This window comes from Anatilimnocola aggregata, from assembly GCF_007747655.1.
Classification (GTDB): Bacteria; Planctomycetota; Planctomycetia; order Pirellulales; family Pirellulaceae; genus Anatilimnocola; species Anatilimnocola aggregata.
Map to the genome: position 1 here is coordinate 3015220 of NZ_CP036274.1, position 24507 is coordinate 3039726.

Consider the following 24507-nt stretch of genomic DNA (forward strand, 5'->3'; position numbering starts at 1 on the left):
ACTTTCGAGTTAAGGGGTGGTTTCCAAGGGCTTTTTCAATTCCACGCGGGCCTTGACCAGCGCCGCTTCAAGCGCGGCGCGGTCGGTTTTCGCCGGATCGAACCTCGCTGTAACGAGTCCCGTTTTGAAGCTGGCGGTTGCTCGTTCCACGCCATCGACCTTGGCAACACTTTCGTATGCAGCCAGCGCACAGCCTTTGCAGTCGAGGCCCACGACGGAAATGTCGACGTTTTGCAGCTTGTCTTTTGCCAGTCCGCTGAGCGGTTTCGCCCCAAAGGTGCCGCGCGAGTTGGTGCGGATGGCGTTATCGATCCGTTCCGGAATCTTATCGGGCTTGGCTTTATCGAATGCCTTGTTGGGCTCGTACTCAAACACCGCTTCGGCCTGAAGATAGTCGACGCTCACGAGCGCCACATCGGGAATGAGCATCATCAGTTCGCGAAGGTCCGCTTCGCGATCCGGCGCAAACAGTCCGGTAACACGCAAGGTTAATTGCGCGCGCTCGACGGGCACGTCGTCGGCAGCCTGCAGCGCAGCGGCGGACAGGCAGGTAACGGCAACAGTGATTAACAGTATAAAGCAACGCATGTGAACTACTTTGTTTGAAACAATTCGCTTTGCACCAGTTCGTGAATCAAGGTGCGAATCCCACCGCCACGCTGTTCGGTGCTCGCCACAATCTTCGCCAGAGCTTCGCGATCGCCGAAGTTGAGATCGCGGCCCGTGGAATAAATGGCGAACTGGCGAGCCATGTTTTGGAGGAGCAATGGCGTATCGGCGGCCAATAGCGCCTGATATTCGCGAATATCTCGGAATTGACGTTCATCCAGCAAGATACCTGCACTATCGACGGGCGGACCTAGTTTGAAACTGATGCCGATGAACGGATCGATCGAACCGCGCGGCGCGGGGTCCCCTTCGCCAATCGAACGATAGCGATTGCGAAAACCGCCGATCACGTCGAATGATTCGAGCGCGAAACCGGGAGGGTCCATCTTGGCATGGCACGATGCGCAGGCAACATCGGCCCGGTGCTTATCGAGTTGATCGCGAATGGTGCTCGCGCCGCGCACATCGGGCTCAATGGCCGGGATGTTCGGCGGTGGCGGTTCCGGGGGCTGACCAAGGATGCGATCCATGACAAAGGCTCCGCGCGGCACGGGGGAGGTGGTCGTCCCATTGGCGGTGATCTTCAGAATCGCAGCTTGTGTGAGAAAGCTGCCGCGGGGTGAATCGGCCGGCAACGCGACGCGGCGAACTCGCGGCCCACTGACACCTTCAATGCCATAGTGCTTGGCCAGTTTCTCGTTGAGCATGGCGAAGTCGGATTTCACGAGATATGTGGCCGAAAGATCTTTCTCGACCAGTTCGCGGAAGTAAGCCCGCGTTTCTGCAATCATCGAGTCCTGCAAATAGGGACTGAACTCGGGATACAACTTCTTATCGGGATCGTTCGCGGCGATGGCTCGCAACTTCAGCCATTGGCCCAGAAAATCCTCAACAAACCGCTCCGACTTCTTGTCCTTCAGCAGGCGTTCAACCTCCAGCTTAAGCACTTCGGGTTTGTGCAAGTCATTCGCAGCGGCCAGCGTGGTCAGGTGTTGGTCAGGCAGCGAATTCCAGAAGAAGTACGACAGCCGGCAAGCAAGCGCGTGATCGTCGAGCTTGCCAGCTGGTTCGATGTGGTAGAGAAAATCGGGCGAGCAAAGTGCCGCGCGATAGGCCCAACGCATGGCTACTTCGAAACAGTCGCCCGCTTGCAAGCGTTCGTCGACTTTGGTGACATAGGCTTGCCGCAGTTCGGCATCGACCGGCCGACGAAACGCGCGAGGTAAAAACGTGGCCAGCAATCGATCGGCGTCGACGAGCGGTTGGTTACTCTGGACGGTCCAGATGCCGACAACTGGATCGGGTCGGTTGGTGACGCGGATGATCTCTTGCTTGAGCGGTTTTCGATTCGGCTTGCGCACATTGGGATGATCGGCCGGCTTGAACTCGGTAAGTGGTAAATCGCCAAACAGCCAGCGGTGAGCGCGCGGCGGCCAGACGTCATATAGCGGGCCTTCTACTTCCAGCCAATCGACGGCGATGCCCGGTCCAGTGAAGGCCATTGCCCGTCCCTTGCGGTTATAGTTCACCGCCGGAGCAAGCGAAGCGGCATTGAAGCCGATCGTCTCTTTGTAGTTGAACCAATGGACAAACTCGTGCACTTGTGATTCGAGCGAAGGAGCATCGTAGTAACCGAGCACATAGCTGGGGTGACCACCGTGCCGGCCATTTCCACTTAACTGCACGGCCGAGAGGCGGGCTGCTTCCACACCGCGATTCGGCACGACCTTCCCTTTGTCCCAACCAAAGCTGAAGAATGAAGCGCGAATGCGGTAGTTGGCCGGATAGATGGCGGCGAATTCGAGGAAGTAGGGATTGAACGATTCGTCTTCGTGGCGAAACACGCCCGTGCTGCTATCGCGATTGAACGAACCGATCCGCTCGTGGGCTCCCTGGTCGATGTGACCCTGCTCGCCAGCTGGCGGATATTCTGGATCGGGCTGTTTGTTCTTCAGCAGCACCGCATCGCCGTTGTTCAAAATGTGCCCTACATGGCTGGCCAGCGAAATTCGCTGCTTCTGAACCTTCGGTGGTTCGGGCTGCGTGGCAATCGCCATGTCGAGCACGTGGTCTGCCGCTTCGACGTACTTGGCCATGTTCACGTGCGAAATATCGAGCGCATCGCTGTTTTTATCGAAGCCGTGCGCCGAACCATCGGCTGGCAGACTGCCATGCAGGGCAATGCCCGGCATCTCGAACAGGTCGCGCATCGTATTTTCGTATTCCGCGCGCGTCAGGCGTCGTACGCCGGTGCGGACTTCCTCTTTATGCTTCTCTTTTTCCGCTGCGAGGAGCCTGCTGCGCAGTGATCTCGTAACTGCGGCTACGTCTTCTGGCTTTGGTCGAGACTCCTTCTTGGGTGGCATTTCTCCCGAAGCGATCCGGTCGTGGATCTTCACCCAACGGGCAAAATTGTCTCGGTTGGTGAAGTCTTGCTTAAAAGACGATAGATCAAGCCCGCCTTCTTTTGTGTCTGCATCGTGGCAGGTGAGGCAGTGAGCCTGGAAGAACGCAGTAGTAGATTCGGCCGCGTTCGCGCTTGCCAGAAGGAGAGACAAGGTGACAAGGTGAGGGGGTGACAAAGTGATGAAGCGGGAAAAAAAGTACATGAGGGTTGGCTAGTCGTTTGGCTGGCGAATGATCCAAGTATCGGAGTGGTGGATCATGCCAACGAGCGTGGAAATAATCTGGTCGTATGATTGGTAAAAACTGGTGGCGGTATCACGATCGAGGTATCGACATTTCACCGCGAATTCAATCCAGACTTGGGTTTCTGTTGCTTCTGTCTCGGCGTCGGACAACTTGGCAATGAAATGGGCCTCGTATCGGCGTTTGCGCCATGCTTCAGCGAGATTCGCACACACGCTGCGTGACGACCGTCGTAACTGGTCAGTGAGTGAGTATCGCTCTTCTTTCGGAAAACCCTGCGACAATTCAAACAGTTTCATCGCCACGTCCATCGCTTGGCGATAAACATCCAAGTCATAGTGATTCCGAATTTTCGCGCGCGGTGAATGCTCGTCTGTCACCTTATCACCCCCTCACCTTATCACCCTTGCATCTCCAGGCCGCGCATGGTCCCCTTGGAGGTCGAGAACTCAGAGGTTTCTACGCCCAGACGCTGGAGCATGCTGAGGTAGAGGTTGCTAAGCGGGTAGTTGTTCTTCTGATCGAATGCCAAGTGCTGGCCGTGCTTGAAGCCGCCGCCAGCGAGCAGGACGGGCAGGTTGACGTTCGAGTGGGAGTTGGCGCTGCCCATACAAGTTCCGTAGAGGATCATACTGCGGTCGAGTAAGGATTCGCCTTCTTCGTTGGTCTCGGCCAGGCTAGTAAGGAACTGGTTGAGGACAGCGAATTGCCCTTCTTCTTTGCTACGGAGTTCGGCGATTACTTCGGGGCGATTGCCGTGGTGGGTGATGTTGTGAATTACGACGGTATCGATGAACAGCGAGACCAGTCGCGACGAATCAGTCTCGATGGCGAGCTTGATGACGTCGAACATTAGCTTCGTCCGGGCCACGAATTCCTTTTGGTCTTCGATATCTTCGGGCGCTGGCACGCTCACTTGCGGCTTCGGTTTGTATTCCCAGGCTTCACTGTTGTGCAGTCGCTGTTCGAGTTCGCGAACCGAGGACAAATATTGATCCATCCGTTGCTGGTCGGACTTCGACAAGCTGCGATTGAGCCGCTTGGATTGGTCGCCGACGAAGTCGAGCATGCTCCGACCCTGCTTGAGCGCTTCGACGTTGGCCGCCACTTCGTCGGCCTTGCCTTGGACAAACAGCTTCGTGAAGACCTTCTTCGGGCTTCGTTCGGCCGAGATGGGGGCTCCGCTGCGGGTAAAACTCAGCGTGCTGCCCTCATTGCTGTTGGCCAGGACCAGCGATGGATAACGCGTGCGATTGCCGATGTGTTCGGCAGCGAATTGATCGAGCGAAACCCAGTTGCGAAAGCCGCCGCGCTCGGGATGCGGCGTGCCGGTGAGAAAGCATTTCTCAGCTGCATGCGCGCCGGTGACTCCCGGCAAACTGACGCCGGAGAAAATGGTCATGTTCTTCCGATGCGCGGCCAACTTTTCGAGATATGGTGTGAGCGTGTAATCGCGGCCCGCCTGCTCGGGAAAGAAGAACTGCGGCAAAATGCCCATGTTCGTTTCGATGGCTACCATGCGCCGGGGCACTTCCTTTTTCTCAGCACTAAATGCCGGACGCATGGCATCCAAGAAGGGGAGCGCCATAGCGACGCCCGTGCCACGCAAAAATGCACGACGATCGAGTTGTTTGGGCATGTTGGTCTCTCGTTTGGTTTCTTTGGGCCCTGGTCGTATGGCTCCCTCACCCCGGAGTACCGAGGAGAGGGAGCAGGTTCTTACGAACCAAAATCTCACGCCATGATCTCGCGGATCGGTTTGCCGTGATCGATATCGAGACGCTTGCGGCCGGGGATTTCGAGCTTGCGCGAATCGAGCCCCAGTTGGTGCAGGATTGTAGCGTGAATATCGGTGACGTAATGCCGATTCTCAACAGCGTGGAAGCCGATTTCGTCGGTCGCGCCATGGACGATGCCACCCTTGAGACCGCCACCTGCCATCCAAACCGAGAAGCCATAGATGTGGTGATCGCGACCGTCGGCCCCTTGTGAACCGGGCGTGCGACCGAACTCGCTGGCGAAGACGACGAGGGTCGATTCGAGCAGTCCGCGCTGCTTGAGGTCTTTCAGCAGACCCGCAATGGGCTTATCGACCGATTTAAAATTCTTGCTGTGATTGGTCTTGAGCCCACTATGGGCATCCCAGGCTCCCGCGCCGCCGGCACCGTGTTGTACTTGGATGAACCGGACGCCGCGCTCGACAAAGCGGCGGGTGGCGAGCATTTGCATGCCAAAGTCGCGCGTGGCCGGATCGTTGATGCCGTACATCTCCTGCGTCGCTTTCGTTTCGATATCAAGATTCAACGTCTCGGGAACCGATGTCTGCATGCGATAGGCAAGCTCGTAAGCCTTGATTCGCGCGCTGAGAGAGGCATCATTCGGGTACTGCGTCGCTTTCAATTGATTTAACTTGCCGACCAGATCGAAGCCGATTTGTTGCTCGGTCGCAGTGAGACCGTTGGCGGGCTTGCCAAAGTCGAGCGGGTTCTTGGGGTCGACGCGAACCGGAATTGCGTCGTGCGCGGGCCCGAGATAATGACCGTCCTTGGCGTTCCAGTACTCGCGTTTCCCCAGCGAGATGAATTGCGGCAGGTTGTCGTTGATCGAACCCAGGCCGTAGTGAACCCAGCCACCGAGCGTAGGGTATTCGCCATCGAGCATGTGGCGGCCCGAGTGGAATTGCGTCTGTGCCCCGTGATTGTCGTCGGTCGTGTACATCGAGCGAATGATGGCAATGTCGTCGACGCAGCTGCCCACGTGCGGCACCCAGTCGCTCAGTTCAATTCCCGCCTGGCCATACTTCTTAAAACCGACTTGCAGCGGATAGAGCTTGTTGCGCTGCTGGCCGTTGGCATCGTTAATGACGGTGACGCGGGCCAGTTTCAACTTCTCCGGATTCTGCGCATCCTTGTGCGGCGTCTCGTTGATCGCCTTGCCCGCATATTTCGTCAGCTCCGGTTTGGGGTCGAACGACTCCATGTGCGCGACGCCGCCGTTCATGAACAGCCAAATCACGCTCTTGGCCTTCGGTTCGAAGTGTGGCTTGCCGGTCGGTGGCTGCCATTCTTCAGCGGGATTGGCCTGCACGATACCATCGCGCGCGAGCATCGCCCCAAGCGCGATTGCTGAGAGCCCTGCCTTCAGGAAGTTCCTGCGCGGAAGGGGTGACAAGGTGAGGGGGTGATAGGGTGAGGGAGATTTCATAACATGCAATTCCTTACCTGATCGTCACAAAGTCGTTGTGGTTCAGCAGGGCGTGGATGATAGCGGTGCGGGCGACGAGGTCGGGAGTCGGCTTCTGTTGCGAACGGGCCAGTTCTTTGAACTGATCCAAGGCGGAGGCTACCAGGGCGAGTTCGTCGGCGTTCGGTTCGACTGCCAGGATGGTAATGAATGCCGCGCGGGTGAACTCCTCGTCGCTGGCCTTCGGTCGATCCATTTCCAGGCGGGCGGCGATCTTTTGGGCCACGTTGGTTGCCAGTGGACTATTCTCGAGCGCGAGAGCCTGCTGAGGGACAATGCTTTCGCTGCGGCGATAACACTCGAGGACGTTGGCATCGTCGAAGATCGAGAGAAACTGCTGATGATCGTTATGGGAGTGGACAAAATACAAGCTGCGGCGGCGTGATGTTTCGTCCTTGACGGGAATCGAAGGACCGCCCCGCGTGAGATCAAGTTCGCCCGCGAAATGAAGCAGGCTGTCGCGGATTAGCTGGGCCTGCATGCGAACTGGGTTGCCGTGCCAGTAGTAACGATTGTCGCCATCGGCGGCGAGCGTGGCTGCAGTCGCACCAGCTGTCGATGACGAGAGGCGATAGGTCTGCGATGTAACAATCAGGCGGTGAATGTGCTTCATGCTCCAGTTGTGTTCGCGCAGCTCGACCGTCAGCCAATCGAGCAACTCCGGATGGGTCGGCGGAGTTCCCTTGCGCCCGAAGTCGAAAACAGTAGGAACGAGCGCGCGGCCGAAGTGCCGATTCCAAAGATGATTGACGGCAACTCGCGCGGTGAGTGGATGTTCATTGGCTGTGATCCACTTGGCCAAAGCAGTGCGGCGACCTGTGCTGGTGGCGGGAAAAGGCTTGCGGCGGGAGTCTTCTTTTTCAAGATTGTTCTCGAATGTCTTCAGCGAGCCGATAAGGGAAGTGTAAGCTTCGCCGGGCTTGGCGAGCCCCTTCTGGGCTGCTTCGAGCGCTGTTTTCGCCTTGCCGAGCGCGGCCTTGGGTACATCTTTCTTGTTGTCTGCCGCGCGCAGCAAAACGAGTTCTGCCCGGGCGACTTCTTCTTCGGCCTTGTTGACTGCAACCGTCTTCTCCGTGAGGGCAGCAGTCGCGGCAAGAGCGGCAGCATCGCCGGCTGGTGGTTGCGCGAATTTTGCCTGGTCGGCCACCGTGCGAGCTTGAATCGAGAGGAGTTGCGATTCAGCGGTCGCAAGTGCCCGCTCGGCAATCGTCACTTCGAGTTGGGCAACCGGTTTGTCAGCGTCGGTGGCAGCAGCAAGTTTTGCCTTGGCTGGCTCCACGGCCTCGCGCGCTTTGGCAACCGCTTGCTCGGCCGTTAAGCGATGGGCTTCGATGACACGCGTAAGCAAGCCGGGGCGATAAGCTTCCAGGGGAAGTTGCACTGGTTGAACGTCGAAGGGTACGGTCGACAAGAAGTTCGGAATCTTGGGCTCGATCGTTTTGCCTTTGTCCGGATTGCGATCGTCGCCCCGAATGTGCAGGAAGGTTGCTTCTTCCAAATTGCAATCGAAGGGGCGCGGCAACCCATCTTTTTCGAAGTCGAGTTCACTGCCGACGACATCGGTACGAACTTGATAGGGCTCGAAAATGGCCCGCAGTTGATAATATTCGACCTGCGAAAACGGATCGTACTTATGGTCGTGGCACTTGGCACAGTTGAACGTCAGCCCGAGCATCGCTTTGCCGGTATGTTCGACCGTGCCATCGAGCCAGGTCGTGCGGTTGAACTTGAAATATTGCCGTGCGAGGAAGCCGCCACCACGCAACTTATCGGGATCGTTGGGATACAACTCATCGGCGGCCAGCATTTCGCGCAGCATCTGGTCGTAGCCTTTGTCCTCGTTCAGCGACTCGATGATCCAGTCGCGCCAATGCCAGATATGCTTCTGCGAATTGCGAACTTCGACGCCGAGTCCCCACCAATCGCTGTAGCGCCAAATATCCATCCAATGGCGGCCCCAGCGCTCGCCATATTGCGGGCTTTCGAGCAGGCGATTGGCTACTTTTTCGTAAGCGTCCGCTGAATCGTCGGCAAGGAAGGCCGCTTGCTCGGCTGACGTCGGTGGCAGGCCAATCAAGTCGAGTGAGACTCGCCGCAACCAAAGGCGTTTGTCGGCGGGCGCTTGGGGCGTGAGATTTCGTTTCTGATATTCGGCCGCGATGAAGGCATCGATGGGATTCTGGGCCCAGGCCACATTGGCCACGATAGGTATCGTCGGACGAACTGGATTCTTGAACGCCCAATGCTCGCGCGGGTCACGTTCGGGCTGCTCATCGGCAGGGATGATCGCCCCTGTCGAGATCCACGCGCGAAGAGCATCGATCTCAGCTGGCTTGAGAGGTTCGCCTTCGGGGGGCATCCGTTCGGATTCTTCGGCGGCGGAGACGCGTTCGATGATCAGACTGGCGGCCACGTCGCCGGGCTTGATGGCTGCGCCACTTTCACCACCCTTGATGGCGAAGGTCGCGGTATCGAGTCGCAGGCCCCCTTCTTGTTTGAGCACGCCGTGGCAGGCATAGCAGCGCTCGCGGAGGACGGGTTTGATGCGGGCGAGATAGTCCGCGCCGGGCTGTTTGTCGTCCGCCATTGCGACCGCGCAGCAAACGAAGCTGCCGAGGGCAAGCGAGGCGGTGAGTGTCCAGCGCTCAGTCAGACGGTGGGCCATACGGTGGGGCCTCGGGCGAGGGACTTGGCCAGGTGGGAATAAGGGGGCCGCAGCCCGTATCGTACTCGGTCGGCGGGCAAATGTCTCGATTTGTTTTGACACACTTTTTGCGGCCTCGAATGAATTGACATCCCTTCGGCTGCGTGTTCAGATTAAAATCTGCCGATGGATAAAATGAGCTATAGTTACCCGCCCTGTCAACGCTCTCCCTGCCCGCTCCGCTGGAGTTCCCGCCGATGACGTTTTCTGCCCAGCCGATTACAGACAAGAATTGCCCCGGTCCACTGGGGCGTCGTTCGTTTCTGCAAGCTGGGGCAGTAGCATTTTCTGGGCTCGGCATGGCTGACCTGTTGCGGCTCAAAGCGCAGGCCGCGCAGAGCGATCCTGAGACCTCGGTCATTTTCGTGTGGTTGCCGGGCGGCCCGCCCCACATGGAAACGTTCGACATGAAGCCGAACGCTCCGGAAGATTATCGCGGCGTTTTCCGCCCCATTCATACCAATGTCCCAGGCATTGATATTTGCGAACACTTGCCGCTGCTGGCCAAGTGTGCCGATAAGTACTCGCTCATTCGCTCGATTGCTCACAAGTTTGCCGACCACGGCGGCGGGCATAAGCGGTTCATGACCGCCCGCGATCCGAAAGAGCCCGTCGGCTTTGTGAATGACTATCCGGCCGTCGGTTCGATGATTGCCCGCATGCGCGATCATGTGAATCGCGGGCTGCCGAATTACATTCTGGAAGTCGATGGTGGCCGGCAGCAGATCGATACGTTCAGCTTGGGGACCGCTTACCTGGGCGCGGCATACGCTCCATTCACCGTGCCGGGCGATCCGAGCGAAAAGGCCTTCAAGGTTCAGAACGTTTCGCTGGCTGCCGAGATGGAAAACCGCTTAGCCGACCGGACGCAGTTGCTGCAGGGGCTCGACCGGATGCAGCGAAAGATCGACGGCAGCGGTCGGATGGACGCGCTCGATCAATTCAGCGGCAAAGCGGTCGATCTGTTGACCAGTGCCAAGGCTCGAGAGGCGTTTGATTTTTCGCGCGAGCCGGAGCACATCAAAGATCGTTACGGCAAGCATGCCTGGGGCTATCGCGCGCTGATGGCTCGGCGACTGGTCGAAGCGGGCTGCTCGTTCGTGAATGTGATTATGGAGAATCCGTACGTCAGTGGCGTCGGCTCGTTGAAGAATGGCACCTACAACTGGGATTCGCACGCGGTGAATTGCCACTTATTCGATGACGCCCTCGTGAGGCTGCCACTGCTCGACAAGGTGATCTCGGCCCTCATTCAAGATCTGTTCGAACGGGGCCTCGATAAGAAGGTGCTGCTCGTCGTCACTGGGGAATTCGGTCGCACACCGCGCATCAGCAATACGCTGGGCTCACAAACGGGCATCATGCAGCCCGGTCGCGATCACTGGCCAGGTGCCATGAGCGTGCTCGTTTCCGGCGGCGGGCTAAAGATGGGTTCTGTCGTGGGTGCCACCAACACCAAGGGTGAATACCCGGTCGACACACCGCTGACTCCCAACGACCTGTGGTCCACCATGCTCAAGCACTTGGGCATCAACCAGAACCACAACTTTCTCGATCATCACGGTCGCCCCATGCCGCTGCTTCCCTACGGCTCGCCGATCGCGGCACTGGGATAAGTTTCTATCGCACTTGGGTGGCTGTGTTTTGTACTCAAAACACAGCTGACTTTTGAATTGACGCAATGCCTTGGTTGCGCATCTGCGCGCTGTGTTTTGAGCACAAAACACAGCTACCCAGATCCTAAAGGATTGTCAGAGTTCCTTCGTCAGGAACACGCTGTTGGGATCGGGAATGTAGTTGGCGAAGGGTTCGCAGGCGACGAAGCCGAAGTTGGCGTAGAGGCGGCGGGCGGGTTCGAAGTAGGCCATGGCACCGGTTTCGAGACTGACGCGCGAATAGCCGCGGAGTTGGGCCTGGGCGAGGAGGTGCTGCAGCATGGCGGCCGCGATTCCTTGTCGCAGGAAGTTGGGCGCGGTGCGCATCGACTTGATCTCGGCGTGCTGGGCGTCCAGATGCTTGAGGGCTCCGCAGCCCGCGAGGTTCGGGCCGCTCCAGATGGTCCACAGGGTGATCTCTGGCCGGCGAAGACCATCGAGATTGAGCGCGTGTGTGCTCTCGGGGGGCGTGGCGAGCTGACAATTACGCAGGTGGTCGAGCAGCAGTTCGATCACAGCCGGGCTGCTGACATCGTCGGTGCGAATGAGCAGGGCAGGGGGGGCAGGGATGTTCGTCATGCGTGTGTCGAGTTTAGAAGTTCGCGGGGGATGTGCCTCACGATAGGGCAGGGGGGCGAGTGAGGTCAATTACGCTGGAATCCAAAACCAAAGTTCCCCGCGGAAGCTTTCTTCAGTGAGCGTTCGCGCTAATGTGACCGGGGTCGCGAATTCGCACGATTGGGTTCGGGAGGATTTTCGGGCCTTCGCCGAGCGGCTGAAGACACGGTCCACCTGCCCGAAAAATCTCCCGACCCCGGGCAGATGGTTTGCCGGCGTGATTGGCTAATTTCGTTAATCTTGCGTGACCAGACGTGTCACGGGTGTGGCGTCTAATGTGTTTAGGAAGTGCTGCGCATAAAGTGAATAGTTGGCGTGGTACTTAGGTGGAGATTTTTGGAAGGTAGGGCGCGAGCGCTCGAGGCGAATACTTAAAACAGGGGGTGTTGAAAAATGATCCGGCGCCGCGAGCCAGAAAGTGTGTCAAACGCGGGAATGGCGCATGTTGAGAGCAAAATTAGGGGTGGGTTTGTCAACACTTAGGTAGCAAATCAGGTGTGCGATGAAACGCAGCACACGGCATTGCGGGGAACGTGGTCCGCGGGTCTCGCTAGCAAGCGGCAAATATTGCAGGTTGGTCTCGACTTGAGGAAAACTTCCTGCGATATGCGATTCGTGTGAAAAAATTCGGGCGTGGAAATGAGTCGTTTCTGATGAGGTTGGCAGCAGCTATGTCTGGGCGATGTTTACGTCTGACAGCGATCTCGTTCGGCCTGGCCATGTGCCTGGTCACGGGCAGTGGCTGTCAGTGGTATGAGAAGTTGAAGGGGCCGGGCTTTTCGCATTGGAATGACTCGTTCGGCGGCGGAATGCGGGGGAAAGACCCGGATGCCAAGCCGAGCGGTTTATTCACCGACCGCCGTTCGGAAGAAATAGAGAAAAACCTGGGCGGGAATTTTTAATCGCAGGAATGCCACGATGCCTGGTTGGAAACCGCTACCGCAAAAACTTTCAGACTTGCAGCTTTCGGACGTCGTCGCGCTGGCGGTGTGCTGTTTGCTGCCGTTGTCTCTGGGCTGCGGTCTGGCCGCGCAGGGACGGAACGTCGACGGCGTACGGTATTTTCAGCAAGGCAACTATCCGGTGGCGATGGCTAAATTTCAGGAAGCCATGCGAACCGATCCGCAGAACCCTGACAGCTATTACAACGCTGCTGCGACCAGTCACCGGATGGGGCTCGTCAATCGCGATGCCAACGCGCTATCGCAGGCGGAATCGCTCTATAACACTTGCTTAAGCTACAACCCGAATCACGTCGATTGCCGCCGTGGTCTGGCCGTGTTGCTGACCGAAACAGGTCGCACGACGCAGGCCTTCACGATGTTGAATGATTGGGCCGCGAAGAGTCCGAGTTCTGCCGATGCTCGCGTGGAACTCGCGCGGTTGAGCGAAGAGGTGGGGGACAACCGGAATGCGGAATACTATCTGACCGAAGCGCTGCGGCTGGATGTAGGGAACTGGCGGGCGCATGCAGCGCTAGGACGACAGCGAGAATTGAGTGGGAACTATCAGCAAGCCATCGTCAACTATCAGCGGGCTCAGCAGTTGAATCCTTATCAGCCACAACTGGCCAGCAAGGTGCAGGAACTGACGACGCGCATGGCCCAGGGTGGTTTGTCGCCGGGGGCTTTGCCGACTGGCAACACACAAGTGAACACGACTCCTGGAACTGTCGGCCCCTTTCAATGGACCAATCCGCCGAGCAGTGCTCCGGCCAACATCATTGCCAGTCCAGCCCGCGCCACGTTTGGAAATTCAGCTTCGATGCCGGCGGCGAGTCGGCAGTATTAAGAGGCGAAGTTCAAGCGGGCGAATCGCAACGCTAAAAGTCGCCCGCTCCACGATGCCCGTAGAGTGGCATGTGGCGGTAATAGACTTCGAGAATCATGACGGCCAGCGCGGTGTCGCACAGACGGCCGCCGGCCACCGTGTGATGATCGGGCGTGTACCAACTGCCGGCAGCATGCCCCTCTTGCACTTGAGTTGCGATGAGTCGGTCGCGCTGGGCGAGGTTCCATTTTTCCCAGAGAGGACCATCAAAGTGGTGGAGCGCTTGCGTGGCGTAATAGTTGAAATAGAGGTCTTGCTCGTCGGGGCCGCGCGCAGCGAGTTTTTCCAGACCGGCGATCAAGCGCGGGTCGGTTCGTTTCCAGCTGCGATGCATGCGGCACAGGAGCCCGATGGCAGACGGGGTGGGCTGGTCGCCCGGTGATTGATAGCCATAGGTTGCTCCCCCTTCGTCTTGCACGCGGTCGAGAAACTCGTGGGCGAGGACGAAGGACTTGGTTGGGATTTGCAGACCGGCGAGTTGCCCGCTGTGTAAGGCGAGGAGTTGGCTGCCGAGTACTGTTGTATCGCCGGTTTGGCCAGGGAAGTAACGCCAGCCACCGAGCGGGTGTTGGACGTTGATGATGTAGTCGAGCGCGAGCTGGGCTGGGTAGTGCAGTTGGTTGTCTTGCGTGATGGCGTAGGCCTCACACAGGGCGAGCGCGGCGAGTCCTTGGGCATACATAGTTCCTTCTTGAAAATCGCCACCGCGACTGTTGGGAACCACGCGGCTCACGAGATAGTCGAGGCCCCGCTCGACGACCAGTTGATAGTTTCCTTCGCGATGCGTTTGACCCGCCCCCATAAAAGCTAAGAGCGCTAACGAAGTGGCAGCTGTGGTGGATTGATGCGTGCCGGGATGGCTGCACTTGCCGGCGCACTTGCCATGCTGATGGTCGAACTGCCAGCCTCCATTCTTGTGTTGATGGGCGGCAAGCCAGTTGAGGCCCAGTTCAACCGCCCGTTCGCTGGCGGGTGAACCTCCGCGTGCAGCGGCCAGGCGATCGCGCGCGTCAGTAGTTCGCCCTTCGTAGCCGCCGCCAATCTTCAGTTCGGTATTAGTTAGAAGCATTTGCGGACTGGGTTGCACGCCTTTCCCTTCGTCCAACAACAGAGGTGCGGAAGCCTGGCCAGCCGTGGGAGCCGGAACGTTGGGAGCGTCGGGTGCCAGGGTTGGAACGGGAACGGCATCGGCTTCCGTCGGCAGCCCTTCCGGAATCTCAGGGGGTGTGAAGTGAAGCTCCGTCGGCGGCAACGGTTCTTGTTCCTCAGGAGTCCACTGGGCAATGACCGTCGCAGCGGGAAACTGCTGCTGTCGGGGTTGAACGGGCCGCATGTAAATGGACAACACGACGATGGCTATCAAATGGCCATACAGAGTCATCAGTCCGCAAAAGACCACTTGCTGGGACCGACGACCGAACAAGCAGCGATATAGCCACTGGCGGCGGGTCTCGGGCTCGATAGTGATGTGGACAGACACAACCGTTACCAGCGTTAGCAACAGAATCAGCGTTACCGGCGGTACCAACTACCCGCACGCGGGGGCTGGAAACTATAGCTTGCGGCTGAAGGGGCGGCCGGAGGTGAAATCTGCGACCTGGGCCGGCGTAGCCCGAAAATCTTGAGGCGAAGATCACAGGTTTTGCCAGAAAGAGGCATTTCCCTTGTAACAACCGGCAGATCGCTACGCTCAGCAAGTTAGAACAAAACCAACAAGCTCAACGGTGATGACAGGAACTTTCGGATGGTCGCCACGACAAATAACAACACGCTCGATTGCTCGGCCGGGGACAATGCCTCCGATTACGAAGCAGCGGCGAACTACTGTGTCGCCTGGCGGCTCCGATCGACCAGTACCTGGAATCGCGAGTTGTTCGCTAACCGCTTTGAGGCTCATCGTCGCTATTTGCAAGTGATGACTCGGGCCAGCGAAGTTTGCTTGTATGTTCCCAGCAACAGTCCCTGACAGGAACGTTGCGATCAGAGTGGCAATTGGAAGATTGCCGGAAGCGCCGGCCAGCCCGCGGCGTCAGTAAGAGAGAACCACGCACGACTTGATTTCGCACCGGCCGAATTGCAGAGCAAAACACTGCCCAGCCAACTCTGCGAACCGGTCGGTTGAACATCAACACCGCGCTGGCCGAACTCTCTTACTGACACTGCGGGCTACGGTGTTTCTTGGCGGTCACTCGTGGGATAGGCATCCTTGCCTGTCAGAACTCAAAATCACAGGCAAGATGCCTATGCCACGGAAGCCAATTCTGTAAGACAAGCTAATTCAACCGTTCCCAGCCGGCGATCTTGTCGCTGCTCTTGGCAAGTTCGTCGAGCTTGGCTTTGATGTCGTCGGCGGACTTGGTCGACCAGAACGAGCACTCGTGCTTGACGGGATCGGTCACAATGTTCGAAACGCCGTCGACCTTCACGAGGGTGTCTTTCACTTCTTCGGCACAACCGCCGCACACCATTCCTGGCAGCTTGAGCTTCACCAACGTCGTGCCGGCTGGAGGAGGAGTTTCAACCGCCGTAGTGCTGGTGGAAGTCATGCAGCCGGAAAAGGCCAGGGCAATGAACGCGACGCAGATAGCTGTCAGAACAGACTTCATGACCTTGAACTCCAAACAAAAACCGAGAATCGTCCGCCACTGCGATTGGCTGGGAAACAGCACTTCTATTGTAGTCGGTCAGGGCCGATTTCGGCCAGTGGCGTAACGGACCGCTTTAGGGCGAAATGTCTCCGCCGTCGAGGGTGGCGAGCGCGACAAGTTCGTTAAAGTTGATCGAGTAACTAACGAACCGAACGGAGCCATCGGCGAGGCCGAACACGGTGCCGCCGGTGTGATAACTCCAAAACTTATTCAAGTTGCTGGCGACGAGTTCGTCATCGGTCCCCTTCGAAATCCCGAGCGACATGCTGAGGAAAGCGTCCTGGTCGTTCTCGCCGCAGAGGGCCCAACCCCAGCGTAAACTGCGTGGCACTGCCCGTTCGCCAATGATGGCGGTGTTCGACAGCCCATCGGTAAAGTGCTGAAACCTCGTCTCGCTGAATTTGAAGAGCGCGCCGTCGTACGAAGTTGCCAACTTGCCGCCGCTGACCCCCATGTAGTTGGTGGGCATGTAGTTCGCCCCCATGTGATTCAAGAAAGGCTTTTTCGCATTGGGGTCGCTGGGGCAGTGATAGAGCGGCACCGACTTCTCGCTCGGATTGTTCGGCCCCGCTTCGTAGGCTGCCTGATAGCAGGAGGGGTACTGATAGTTAATCTTGGCGTGCAGGTTACCTTGCTCGATGTTCGGCAAGAGCGACGAGCGCCAGAGGTAAGTGTGCTTGGTCGTGAGGACCGGCTTGTACGCGCCCGAGGGAAGCGCGAGATGCGAATCGTGATAGGTGTGAAGTGCGAGCACCCATTGCTTTTGATGGTTCGTGCATTGAATGCGCCGCGCTGCTTCGCGCGCAGCTTGGACCGCCGGCAGGAGCAGCGCCATGAGTGTGCCAATAATGGCAATCACGACGAGCAATTCCACCAGGGTGAAAGCGCGGCGATGGGAAACCAGGTTATGCATGCAAAACTAAGGTTGAGTCTCGGGGACGATTAGATCGAGTTGCAATGAACCACTCGCAGGAACTTCCACCGCAATGGTCGGCGGTGCCGGCGCGGGGTTCAGTGTTCGCGTGGTCAATTGCGGAACTTTGTCGACGGCTTGCGGCAAGTGTTTGAGCAGCAGCGGAGCGAAGCCGGTGGAGGGAGTATCGAGCAGGAACACCACTTCGTACGTTCCCGGCACGGGACCGTTCTCGGTGGTGAAGCGGTAACTATTGTTTGTGACGTCGGTGGTGACCGCCGGACCACTTGTCTCGGCGGTTGGTTGAAAGGTGACTGCCAGGACCGCGCGCGAACTGGTGATGTTGCCGAAGATCGGCCGGCGAGACGCTTCGGAACTACAACTCGCGGTTAGCAACGCCAGCATTAGTAGTGCGCAGCAGCGAACCGCTCGTAGCCAGCGATTGTCGTTGGAGGACCGTGGGAACATCATTGCCAGACGCGGACGGAGTTGGATCGGTTACAGGGGTTTTGCCACCCTCCTACCACCCTAGCTTCCAATTCCGTTCTTGGCGATCATTCGGCAACAAATCGTTCCTGGGCGAGAGAGCGAATTTCCTTCAAATCCAGCTTTCCCGTCCCCAAAATCGGTAGTTCTGGTACTTCCAGAAAACTGTCCGCCGACGGGATGAACAGATTCGGCAGCCCGGCTTCGGTCAGTCCCTTGCGCAACTCGTCGACCGATTTGTCCAGCTTCAAGTGGAGTACGATCAGTCGTTCTCCCTTTTTCGAATCGGGAATGGCAGTCACTACGGCGGGCTGCTTTTCGTGTTCGCCACCAATAATGGCGAAGAGGGTTTCTTCGATCTTGATATGCGGCACCATTTCGCCGCCGATCTTGCTGAAGCGGCTTTCGCGACCGGTGATAAAGATGAAGCCATCGTCATCGATGTATGCGACATCGCCGGTTTGATACCAGCCGTCCTTGATTACCTGGCTGGTCAGTTCGGGTTGATCCAAATAGCCCTGCATGACATTGGGCCCGGTGATCCACAGCATGCCCGACTTGTTCGCCGCCAAGACTTTGCCGGTATCGAGGTCGGTAATCTTGGCAGAAACGCCGGGGACTGTTCGGCCCACCGAACCTTCTTTGCGATCGACCTGAAAATTGCCGACTGAGCGCGAAGGCGGAATGTTCACCGAGACCAGTGGCGAGAGTTCTGTTGTGCCGTAACCTTCGACGGGACGCACGCCAAACCGCTCTTCGAAGCCTTGGATCAGATCTTGGGGGAGTTTTTCGGCACCAGCTACGACGACGTCGAGCGTCTTGAAATCTTCGGGCTCAATGCGCCGCAAGTAGGAACGCAAGAAGGTTGGGGTGCTGAGCAGCAGCGTTCCGCCTTGGCGCTTGACGAGCTTGGCGACCATCTTGGCTTCGAGCGGGCTGTAATGCCAGGCACCTTTGATGTTCAGGGCCGCTGGGCCCCACATGGTGACCGTGTAACCGAAAGAATGAAAGAACGGCAGAATGCCGATCAGCACATCGCTGGGCTTGAGCTTCACGACTTGATCAATGGCGTCGACATTGGTTCCCACGTTGCCGTAAGAGAGCATCACCCCCTTTGGAGTACCCGTCGAACCCGAGGTGAAGATGATCGTGACAATGTCGTCGCTCTTCACTTTATTCAAGCCCAGCGACCACTCGACGCAGCTGGCGGGCAAGACATAGGTCTGCAGGGCTGCGATGGCTTTATCGGCCGCCGTTGGTTTGTCTTTGAGCGTTTCGAGTTCGATGATTTCGGCATCGAGCTTGAATTCCATTTTCTCCATGAACCGCCGGCTGGTGAGCACGTGCTTGATGCCCGCCTGCTTGATGCACGCGTTCATCACATCGGGCGAGACGGTGTAGTTCAAGTTGACCGAAACGCGTTTATCTAAGGCCAAGGCCATGTTGGCCAGAAACCCAGGAACCGATGGTGGTAGGAGCACGCCCACGCACTTTTCATCGGGCTTGATGACGTGCCTGCGGAGCAGGCGGCGCAGAATCAGGGCGCGGAGCAGGGTATCTGCGCCGGTCATGTCTGCCCCCATCGAGTCGGCAACCTTAGATTGCTTGAGGCGTTCCTTGCAACGGCGAATGAACAAACGCGGGAGTGGCAGCATCGATTGCACGCTTTTCTTCACGGCGACTGCCCCCAGGTCGAGCACGGCCTGACGAATCTTGTGGATGTCGTCGGGCTCGGTGACCGCAGGGCCAAAATGAATAGACAAAGGATACGGAATTCGCTTGGGCCATTTCCAGAAGAACTTGTTTCCCTCAAAGCTGAAAATGCTTCCCCACAAACCTTCAAAATAGACCGGTACCACGGGGGCGGTGGTCCCTTCGAGGATTTTCATCATGCCGGGGCGAAAGGCTTGCACCTGGCCTGAACGCGTGAGGCCGCCCTCGGCAAAAATACAGACGAGTTCGCCATCGTTGAGCGCCTGGCGAGCAGTTTTGAAGGCTGTGACCACCATCTTCGGCTTCGCCGGATTGATCGGAATCACACCGAACATATTGGCCAGCCATTTGAGCCAGTGATTCTCAATGTTCGACGACAGGGCGACCATGCGGATAGGTCGCGAACTGGCCAGCAGCAGCAAGATGCCGTCGACCCACGTAATGTGATTCGGTACGAGGAGAGCGCCCCCTTCGCGGGGCAGGTTTTCGCGACCATACACGCGCATGCGGTAGATCGTCATGCTTAGCAGCCACACGAAAAATCGAAGCGAGGCCTGGGGAATTAGCCAGACGATGTAAACAAACACTGGCAGGGTGAATAAACCGGCCAGCAAAAAGATCTGCTGCGAAGTGAAAAGAGGTTGCAGCGCTGCAATGGCTGGATCGCTCGATTTCCAGAACGGTAATCGCAGGGTGGCAAACAGCACCGAAGCAAGCAAGATTCCGGAGAAGGTGAGAAAATTGCTCGCGGCCAGGATCGAGCCACGCTTATCGCGCGGGCTCCGCTGCTGCAGATAGCTTTCGAGCGGCACATCGAACAGCCCGGCACTGGTGCCCAGAAAGCAGAGCAGGGCACAGGCCCAGACCAATCCGCCGGGAATGTTGCTCCCCGCCTCGAAGATGTGACCCGGAACGGTGAAGAGTAAGATCGATCCGATCGCCATCCCCAACGCACCGAGCGGGAGCAAACCAAGTTCGACATGATCGCCCGACCAGATGCCAGCGAGCACACTCCCCACGCATACTCCGGCGATGAGGGCAATGAGCAGCGGCACCTTCGCGGTCTCTGTGGTGCCACCACCTTCCGTCGCCAGTTGGTCGATGTTGAGTTGTGCGAGAGAGCCAATCGAGAAGAAAAACAGAATGCCCAGTGCCACGCGAAATAATGCCGGTTGATTCCACAGGAGTTGCAAATCGCGAAACGTCTGGGCGGGAAACGACCAGGGGAATTTTAAGTTTGGATTGGCGGCTGCAATCTTCGGTATGAGCAGTGAGGTAAGGGTGCCGACAACGGCAGTGCCCACTAGCACGGCAGCGGTCAATTCCCAATGCTCGAGGCCTTTTGGCTTTGTCCAATCGGCCAGCATGCTTCCCACGACCATGCCCACGACAGTTGCAAACACCCCCGCGAGGGCAAACAGGCCATTGGCGAGCGAGAGCCACTTGGGATGAAGCGTTTCGGGCAGCGCGCCCGAGCGAGCAGGCGAAAAGAGCGCGCTTTGGCCGCCCATCAGCGTGAGTGCTGCAAACAACAGGAGCAATGTCGTGTTGCTGGCGACTTGCTCGCCACTGAGGATGGCAGCGACTCCGAGAGCCATGAGCAGGATCTCGGCAATTTTGCAGCCGATAATTACCGATCGCTTACTGAAGCGATCGGCCAAATAGCCCGCGGGAGCGGCCAAGAAGAGAAACGGCATGACGATGCAGGCCGTGCCGGCCATTAAGATCGTGCCGACCGTCAATAGCAGGCTGACATCACCTTTCAAGACATAATCTTTACCAATACCAATCACCAGCCAGCGAAAGATATTGTCGTTGGCTGCGGTGAGGAACTGAGTCGCCACGAGGCCAAAAAACCCGAGCGACCAGATTGAGGCATCGCCAGTGGGAGTGGTTTCGACCGGCGCATCTGCCCGCGTCGACGGCGGACTCGCATTGTGTGATTCGTCGGTGTCAACCATGATAAAACGTGGCCAGTTCCTCAGCAGGCTGCAGTGCTTAATTTTTGTACCCCGGTAAGGTAGGGTTGTCGCCGGACTGCCGCAAGGTTGAGTTGTCTCGTTTGACCGATAGTTGCCATGAAATCTCCCTCTCTTACCGACAAACTGCTCCTGGTCGTGGCTTTGGCCATCGTCGGTGCCCTGTTGGTCTATATTCCGCCGCGCTTGCTCGACCAATACGACCGCATTAAAGACCTCGGCCCACCGTTCACGTATCTCTACTTTGCCCTGGTCGGCAGTGGTGCGGCAATTCTAATCGGCCTGTGTGGCTACATGATCTGGCGAGTCTGGCTGAATACTCGCGATAAGCGAAAAAAGACGGAGCGCCGGGCTAAGAATCCCAGCGAACTCTCGGCGGCTGAAAAACAGCAGGAGCTGGTCGATAATCTGGCCTCAGTCGATCAGTTGCAGAGTGATTCTGGGGTCAAACCAGAACTGAAAAAAGAACTTACCGGCCTGCGTGAGAAGGTCGAGGAGAAGCAACAAGCTCAGCGGCTGGAGATCGTCGCCTTCGGCACCATCTCCAGCGGCAAGAGTTCGCTGATGAACGCACTGGCCGGCCGCGATGTCTTTCAGACCGATCCGCGCGGTGGAACGACATTGCAACGTCAGCAAGTTCCCTGGCCAGGCAACGATCAGGTGCTGCTTGTCGATACTCCCGGCCTGGGCGAAATCGATGGCTCGGAGCGGTTGGCTGTGGCAGCCGAATCGGCCCGTGATGCAGATCTGGTGCTGCTCGTGGTCGATGGTCCGCTGCGCGATAGCGAGTTCACCCTGCTGCAAAAACTGGGCGACATGGAAAAGCGAGTCGTTGTTTGCCTGAACAAACAAGACTGGTACGCAGCTGATGACCAGCCCAAGTTAATGGGGCAGATTACCGAACAACTGAACGGAATCGTCGAGCCAAATCATATTGTGGCCGTTCGTGCGCAAGCCTCACAGCGCTCGCGCGTGCTCGTCCATGCCGATGGCAGCGAAGCTGAGTCGATGATTACCGTACCGCCCGAGATCGGTCCGCTGGCCGAGCAGATGCTGCGGATGGTGCGGCGCGATGGTCGCGACTTGCTCCTGGCGAACTTGCTCCTGCAATCGCGCGGGCTGGTCGATCATGCCAAGGCGAAAGTAAAGGCAGCCCTCGATGCCCGCGCTTGGGAAATTGTCGATACCTACACCTGGGCTGCCGGCGGCGCTGCTGCAGTCAGCCCGATGGTGCTGGACGTCATTATTGGCAGCGGCATCACTGCCAAGATGGTCGTCGATCTGGCCAAGGTCTATCGCCAGCCCATCGATACTAGCATCGCCATGAACCTGCTCGCGCAGCTGGGCAAGAACCTGGTCGCCATTCTCGGTGTGAATGCAGCTGCCCCGGCCATCGCCGCTGGCATCGCGGGCTTGCTGAAGACAATTCCGCTCGCGGGAAGCATCGCGGGTGGTGCGTTGCAAGGGCTGACGCAGGCGCTAGTCACACGCTGGATCGGCGGCGTGTTTATCGGTTACTTTCAGGCCGATATGCAGCAACCCAAAGAGGGACTCGCTAATCTCGCCTTGCAAGAATGGCGGCGGGTTACCGCTCCCGCCGAGTTGATTAAGTTCGTCCAGACCGCCCGAGACAAGCTGATGAACACGCCTAAGTAGCCCGACGCGTCAGCAAGGAAGAACTGCACAAGAAGTCGCCTGCGACAAGTTATCAGGAAATGACGTTCAACAAGACTCAGCGGTCAACTAGTTTTCCCCTCGCTGACGCGTCGGGCTAAGTAATTCAACCTCAACCTTAAACAAGATTCAGCACTTGCCCTCGCAATCCTATAACGAAGCCCTGAATTCCGTCGAGCAGACGCTGACGAAACTCAAGGGCTGCACCGAAGATGAAAAATCGCGCCTTCGCGGCGAACTCGCCGGCCTGCGCACCATGCACGAGAAATTGACGAGTGGCCGCGTCGAAATCGTGATTTTCGGTGAGATTAGCACCGGCAAAAGCGCGCTCATCAACGCACTGGTGGGGAGCAAAGTGTCGGAAGTCGACGTGCGGGGCGGTTGGACGAAAGAAGTCTGGCACGTTGCTTGGAATGGCGCAGGCTACTCGATCCCCGGCCTGGGCGAATCGCAAGTCGTGCTGATCGATACGCCCGGCATTAACGAAGTCGGTGGCGGGCCGCGGGGCGAAATGGCCCGCGATGTTGCCCAGCGAGCCGATCTCATTTTGTTCGTTACCGATTCGGACCTGAACGAGACCGAGTACACCGCCCTCGTCGAACTGACCACTTTCCACAAGCCGATTCTGCTGATCCTCAACAAGGTCGATCTCTACAGCCGCGAGCAGCGGAGCCGGCTGATCGAAGTCCTCAACGAACGACTGCGCGACATTCTGCCACCCGACCAGATTGTCACCGCCTCGGCTGATCCGCGCGAGAAGGAATACATCATTCAGGCGGCAGATGGCAGCGAGCGGAGCGAATGGCGCAAGCCGCTTGCCGATGTGAGCGAAGTCAAAGCCCGCATCCTGCAACTGCTCGAGAAAGAAGGTCTGGCGCTCATTGCGCTCAATGCCGCCCTCTATGCTTCCGATCAAAGCGACAAAGTCGCAGCGCTGCGGGTGCAACTGCGGAACTCGCGGGCCGAAAAGATCATCTGGGGCGTCGCGGGCATGAAAGCGGTCGCGGTTGGCTTTAATCCCATTCCCGTCGCCGACGTGCTCGGCGGTTTGGCTTTTGATGGGCTGATGATTGTTTACCTCGCCGAGATTTACAACTTGCAGATGTCGACCAAGCACGCGCAAGAATTGGCCAAGGCGATTGGTGCGGCAGCGGGCGGAATTACGCTCAGCGTCGCGGCCACGCATGGAGTGACGTGGTTCTTCAAGACGCTTACGCCGTTGTGGGGCACACTCATGACCGCGCTGCCGCAAGGCACTGCAGCTGGGTACGGCACGTACATCGTCGGCAAGGCAGCCAAGTACTATTTCGAAAATGGCAGTAGTTGGGGGAGTGAAGGCCCCAAGACGGTCGTCACGCGCATTATCGACTCGATCGATAAAGACTCCATCATGCAGCAGTTCAAATCCGAGATCGGCAAAAAGCTGCTCGTGAATCGCCACGCGAAAAAGTAGTTGGCCTACTGAGCCTACTTTTGTGCGCGTTTGCGGCTGCGCGTGCCGGTCTTCTCGGCGAGTTCGCCAGTGGTGGAGTCGAACGGTTCCGTCGTGGCCTGGCCTTCCTCATCGACGCTCGTGAGGAGCTCAATCTTCTGTTCGGCCGCATCCAGCAATTGATAACAGCGCTGCAGGTGCTGAATTCCCTGTTCGTAAAGTTGCAGGGACTTGCCGAGTCCCTGCTGGCCATCTTCCAGGCCGTACACAATCTTTTCGAGCGCAGCGAGCGACGACTCAAACGATTCGGGCTGATCGGCGGTTGCGTCGGGCGTGGCGGGGGACTTGGTCATC

The 24507-nt window shown here is 57.9% G+C and carries 19 protein-coding genes; 6 read left to right on the forward strand and 13 right to left on the reverse strand.

Annotated features, from left to right (window positions below; genetic code table 11):
• Positions 1-9: 9 nt before the first annotated feature.
• The 6 genes from ETAA8_RS11430 to ETAA8_RS11455 form a co-directional block, all read right to left on the reverse strand.
• On the reverse strand, positions 10-588 hold the full coding sequence (locus tag ETAA8_RS11430) for a heavy-metal-associated domain-containing protein (RefSeq protein ID WP_145088146.1): 579 nt from the start codon (positions 586-588) through the stop codon (positions 10-12).
• A gap of 5 nt (positions 589-593) precedes the next feature.
• Positions 594-3218, reverse strand: a complete 2625-nt coding sequence (locus tag ETAA8_RS11435; RefSeq protein ID WP_145088147.1) for a DUF1592 domain-containing protein — start codon at positions 3216-3218, stop codon at positions 594-596.
• Between the two features lie 9 nt (positions 3219-3227).
• Positions 3228-3638, reverse strand: a complete 411-nt coding sequence (locus ETAA8_RS11440) for a four helix bundle protein (protein WP_261343630.1) — start codon at positions 3636-3638, stop codon at positions 3228-3230.
• 20 nt (positions 3639-3658) lie between these two features.
• On the reverse strand, positions 3659-4897 hold the full coding sequence (locus ETAA8_RS11445; protein WP_145088148.1) for a DUF1552 domain-containing protein: 1239 nt from the start codon (positions 4895-4897) through the stop codon (positions 3659-3661).
• A 95-nt stretch (positions 4898-4992) separates the two neighbouring features.
• A complete protein-coding gene (locus tag ETAA8_RS11450) occupies positions 4993-6462 on the reverse strand; it encodes a DUF1501 domain-containing protein (protein ID WP_145088149.1) in 1470 nt (489 codons plus the stop codon).
• A 13-nt stretch (positions 6463-6475) separates the two neighbouring features.
• Positions 6476-9166, reverse strand: a complete 2691-nt coding sequence (locus ETAA8_RS11455) for a PSD1 and planctomycete cytochrome C domain-containing protein (protein ID WP_202921771.1) — start codon at positions 9164-9166, stop codon at positions 6476-6478.
• A gap of 236 nt (positions 9167-9402) precedes the next feature.
• On the opposite strand from ETAA8_RS11455, the gene ETAA8_RS11460 reads away from it, so the two are divergent.
• Positions 9403-10821: a DUF1501 domain-containing protein gene (locus ETAA8_RS11460; protein ID WP_145088150.1), complete on the forward strand. Its 1419-nt coding sequence runs from the start codon at positions 9403-9405 to the stop codon at positions 10819-10821.
• A gap of 135 nt (positions 10822-10956) precedes the next feature.
• Here ETAA8_RS11460 and ETAA8_RS11465 read toward each other — a convergent pair whose 3' ends face one another.
• Positions 10957-11439, reverse strand: coding sequence for a GNAT family N-acetyltransferase (locus tag ETAA8_RS11465; protein WP_202921772.1), 483 nt, complete (start codon positions 11437-11439; stop codon positions 10957-10959).
• A 710-nt stretch (positions 11440-12149) separates the two neighbouring features.
• Between ETAA8_RS11465 and ETAA8_RS11470 the strand changes: the two genes are divergently transcribed.
• Both ETAA8_RS11470 and ETAA8_RS11475 read left to right on the forward strand, forming a co-directional pair.
• Entirely contained in the window at positions 12150-12380 is a 231-nt protein-coding gene (locus ETAA8_RS11470; RefSeq protein ID WP_145088151.1) for a hypothetical protein, read from the forward strand.
• Positions 12381-12396: 16 nt separating this feature from the next.
• A complete protein-coding gene (locus ETAA8_RS11475; RefSeq protein ID WP_145088152.1) occupies positions 12397-13269 on the forward strand; it encodes a tetratricopeptide repeat protein in 873 nt (290 codons plus the stop codon).
• A gap of 31 nt (positions 13270-13300) precedes the next feature.
• Here the strand turns inward: ETAA8_RS11475 and ETAA8_RS11480 are convergent, their stop codons facing one another.
• A complete protein-coding gene (locus ETAA8_RS11480) occupies positions 13301-14788 on the reverse strand; it encodes a prenyltransferase/squalene oxidase repeat-containing protein (protein WP_145088153.1) in 1488 nt (495 codons plus the stop codon).
• Positions 14789-15052: 264 nt separating this feature from the next.
• Between ETAA8_RS11480 and ETAA8_RS11485 the strand changes: the two genes are divergently transcribed.
• On the forward strand, positions 15053-15274 hold the full coding sequence (locus ETAA8_RS11485) for a hypothetical protein (RefSeq protein WP_145088154.1): 222 nt from the start codon (positions 15053-15055) through the stop codon (positions 15272-15274).
• Between the two features lie 307 nt (positions 15275-15581).
• Here the strand turns inward: ETAA8_RS11485 and ETAA8_RS11490 are convergent, their stop codons facing one another.
• From ETAA8_RS11490 to ETAA8_RS11505, 4 genes are all read right to left on the reverse strand, one after another.
• Positions 15582-15914: a heavy-metal-associated domain-containing protein gene (locus ETAA8_RS11490; RefSeq protein WP_145088155.1), complete on the reverse strand. Its 333-nt coding sequence runs from the start codon at positions 15912-15914 to the stop codon at positions 15582-15584.
• Positions 15915-16029: 115 nt separating this feature from the next.
• Positions 16030-16869 (reverse strand): DUF1559 domain-containing protein, encoded by an 840-nt coding sequence (locus tag ETAA8_RS11495; RefSeq protein WP_145088156.1) that lies wholly within the window; start codon positions 16867-16869, stop codon positions 16030-16032.
• Positions 16870-16875: 6 nt separating this feature from the next.
• On the reverse strand, positions 16876-17340 hold the full coding sequence (locus ETAA8_RS11500) for a hypothetical protein (RefSeq protein ID WP_145088157.1): 465 nt from the start codon (positions 17338-17340) through the stop codon (positions 16876-16878).
• A gap of 83 nt (positions 17341-17423) precedes the next feature.
• Complete coding sequence (locus tag ETAA8_RS11505) at positions 17424-21029, reverse strand: acyl-[ACP]--phospholipid O-acyltransferase (RefSeq protein ID WP_145088158.1); 3606 nt, start codon at positions 21027-21029, stop codon at positions 17424-17426.
• A 117-nt stretch (positions 21030-21146) separates the two neighbouring features.
• Between ETAA8_RS11505 and ETAA8_RS11510 the strand changes: the two genes are divergently transcribed.
• Entirely contained in the window at positions 21147-22703 is a 1557-nt protein-coding gene (locus ETAA8_RS11510; protein WP_145088159.1) for a YcjF family protein, read from the forward strand.
• A 154-nt stretch (positions 22704-22857) separates the two neighbouring features.
• Entirely contained in the window at positions 22858-24174 is a 1317-nt protein-coding gene (locus tag ETAA8_RS11515) for a GTP-binding protein (protein ID WP_238397737.1), read from the forward strand.
• A gap of 14 nt (positions 24175-24188) precedes the next feature.
• Here the strand turns inward: ETAA8_RS11515 and xseB are convergent, their stop codons facing one another.
• The gene (gene xseB, locus ETAA8_RS11520) at positions 24189-24506 is read right to left on the reverse strand and encodes an exodeoxyribonuclease VII small subunit (RefSeq protein WP_145088161.1); all 318 of its coding nucleotides are present in this window, start codon (positions 24504-24506) and stop codon (positions 24189-24191) included.
• Position 24507 lies beyond the last annotated feature (1 nt).

Bases quoted from the DNA above. Each gene is read 5' to 3' on its own strand.
- ETAA8_RS11430 (WP_145088146.1), bottom strand. From the start codon at position 588: ATGCGTTGCTTTATACTGTTAATCACTGTTGCCGTTACCTGCCTGTCC.
- ETAA8_RS11495 (WP_145088156.1), bottom strand. From the start codon at position 16,869: ATGCATAACCTGGTTTCCCATCGCCGCGCTTTCACCCTGGTGGAATTG.
- ETAA8_RS11485 (WP_145088154.1), top strand. From the start codon at position 15,053: ATGGTCGCCACGACAAATAACAACACGCTCGATTGCTCGGCCGGGGAC.
- ETAA8_RS11505 (WP_145088158.1), bottom strand. From the start codon at position 21,029: ATGGTTGACACCGACGAATCACACAATGCGAGTCCGCCGTCGACGCGG.
- ETAA8_RS11445 (WP_145088148.1), bottom strand. From the start codon at position 4,897: ATGCCCAAACAACTCGATCGTCGTGCATTTTTGCGTGGCACGGGCGTC.
- ETAA8_RS11475 (WP_145088152.1), top strand. From the start codon at position 12,397: ATGCCTGGTTGGAAACCGCTACCGCAAAAACTTTCAGACTTGCAGCTT.
- ETAA8_RS11450 (WP_145088149.1), bottom strand. From the start codon at position 6,462: ATGAAATCTCCCTCACCCTATCACCCCCTCACCTTGTCACCCCTTCCG.
- ETAA8_RS11435 (WP_145088147.1), bottom strand. From the start codon at position 3,218: ATGTACTTTTTTTCCCGCTTCATCACTTTGTCACCCCCTCACCTTGTC.
- ETAA8_RS11510 (WP_145088159.1), top strand. From the start codon at position 21,147: ATGAAATCTCCCTCTCTTACCGACAAACTGCTCCTGGTCGTGGCTTTG.
- ETAA8_RS11500 (WP_145088157.1), bottom strand. From the start codon at position 17,340: ATGATGTTCCCACGGTCCTCCAACGACAATCGCTGGCTACGAGCGGTT.
- xseB (WP_145088161.1), bottom strand. From the start codon at position 24,506: ATGACCAAGTCCCCCGCCACGCCCGACGCAACCGCCGATCAGCCCGAA.
- ETAA8_RS11470 (WP_145088151.1), top strand. From the start codon at position 12,150: ATGTCTGGGCGATGTTTACGTCTGACAGCGATCTCGTTCGGCCTGGCC.
- ETAA8_RS11490 (WP_145088155.1), bottom strand. From the start codon at position 15,914: ATGAAGTCTGTTCTGACAGCTATCTGCGTCGCGTTCATTGCCCTGGCC.
- ETAA8_RS11465 (WP_202921772.1), bottom strand. From the start codon at position 11,439: ATGACGAACATCCCTGCCCCCCCTGCCCTGCTCATTCGCACCGACGAT.
- ETAA8_RS11460 (WP_145088150.1), top strand. From the start codon at position 9,403: ATGACGTTTTCTGCCCAGCCGATTACAGACAAGAATTGCCCCGGTCCA.
- ETAA8_RS11455 (WP_202921771.1), bottom strand. From the start codon at position 9,166: ATGGCCCACCGTCTGACTGAGCGCTGGACACTCACCGCCTCGCTTGCC.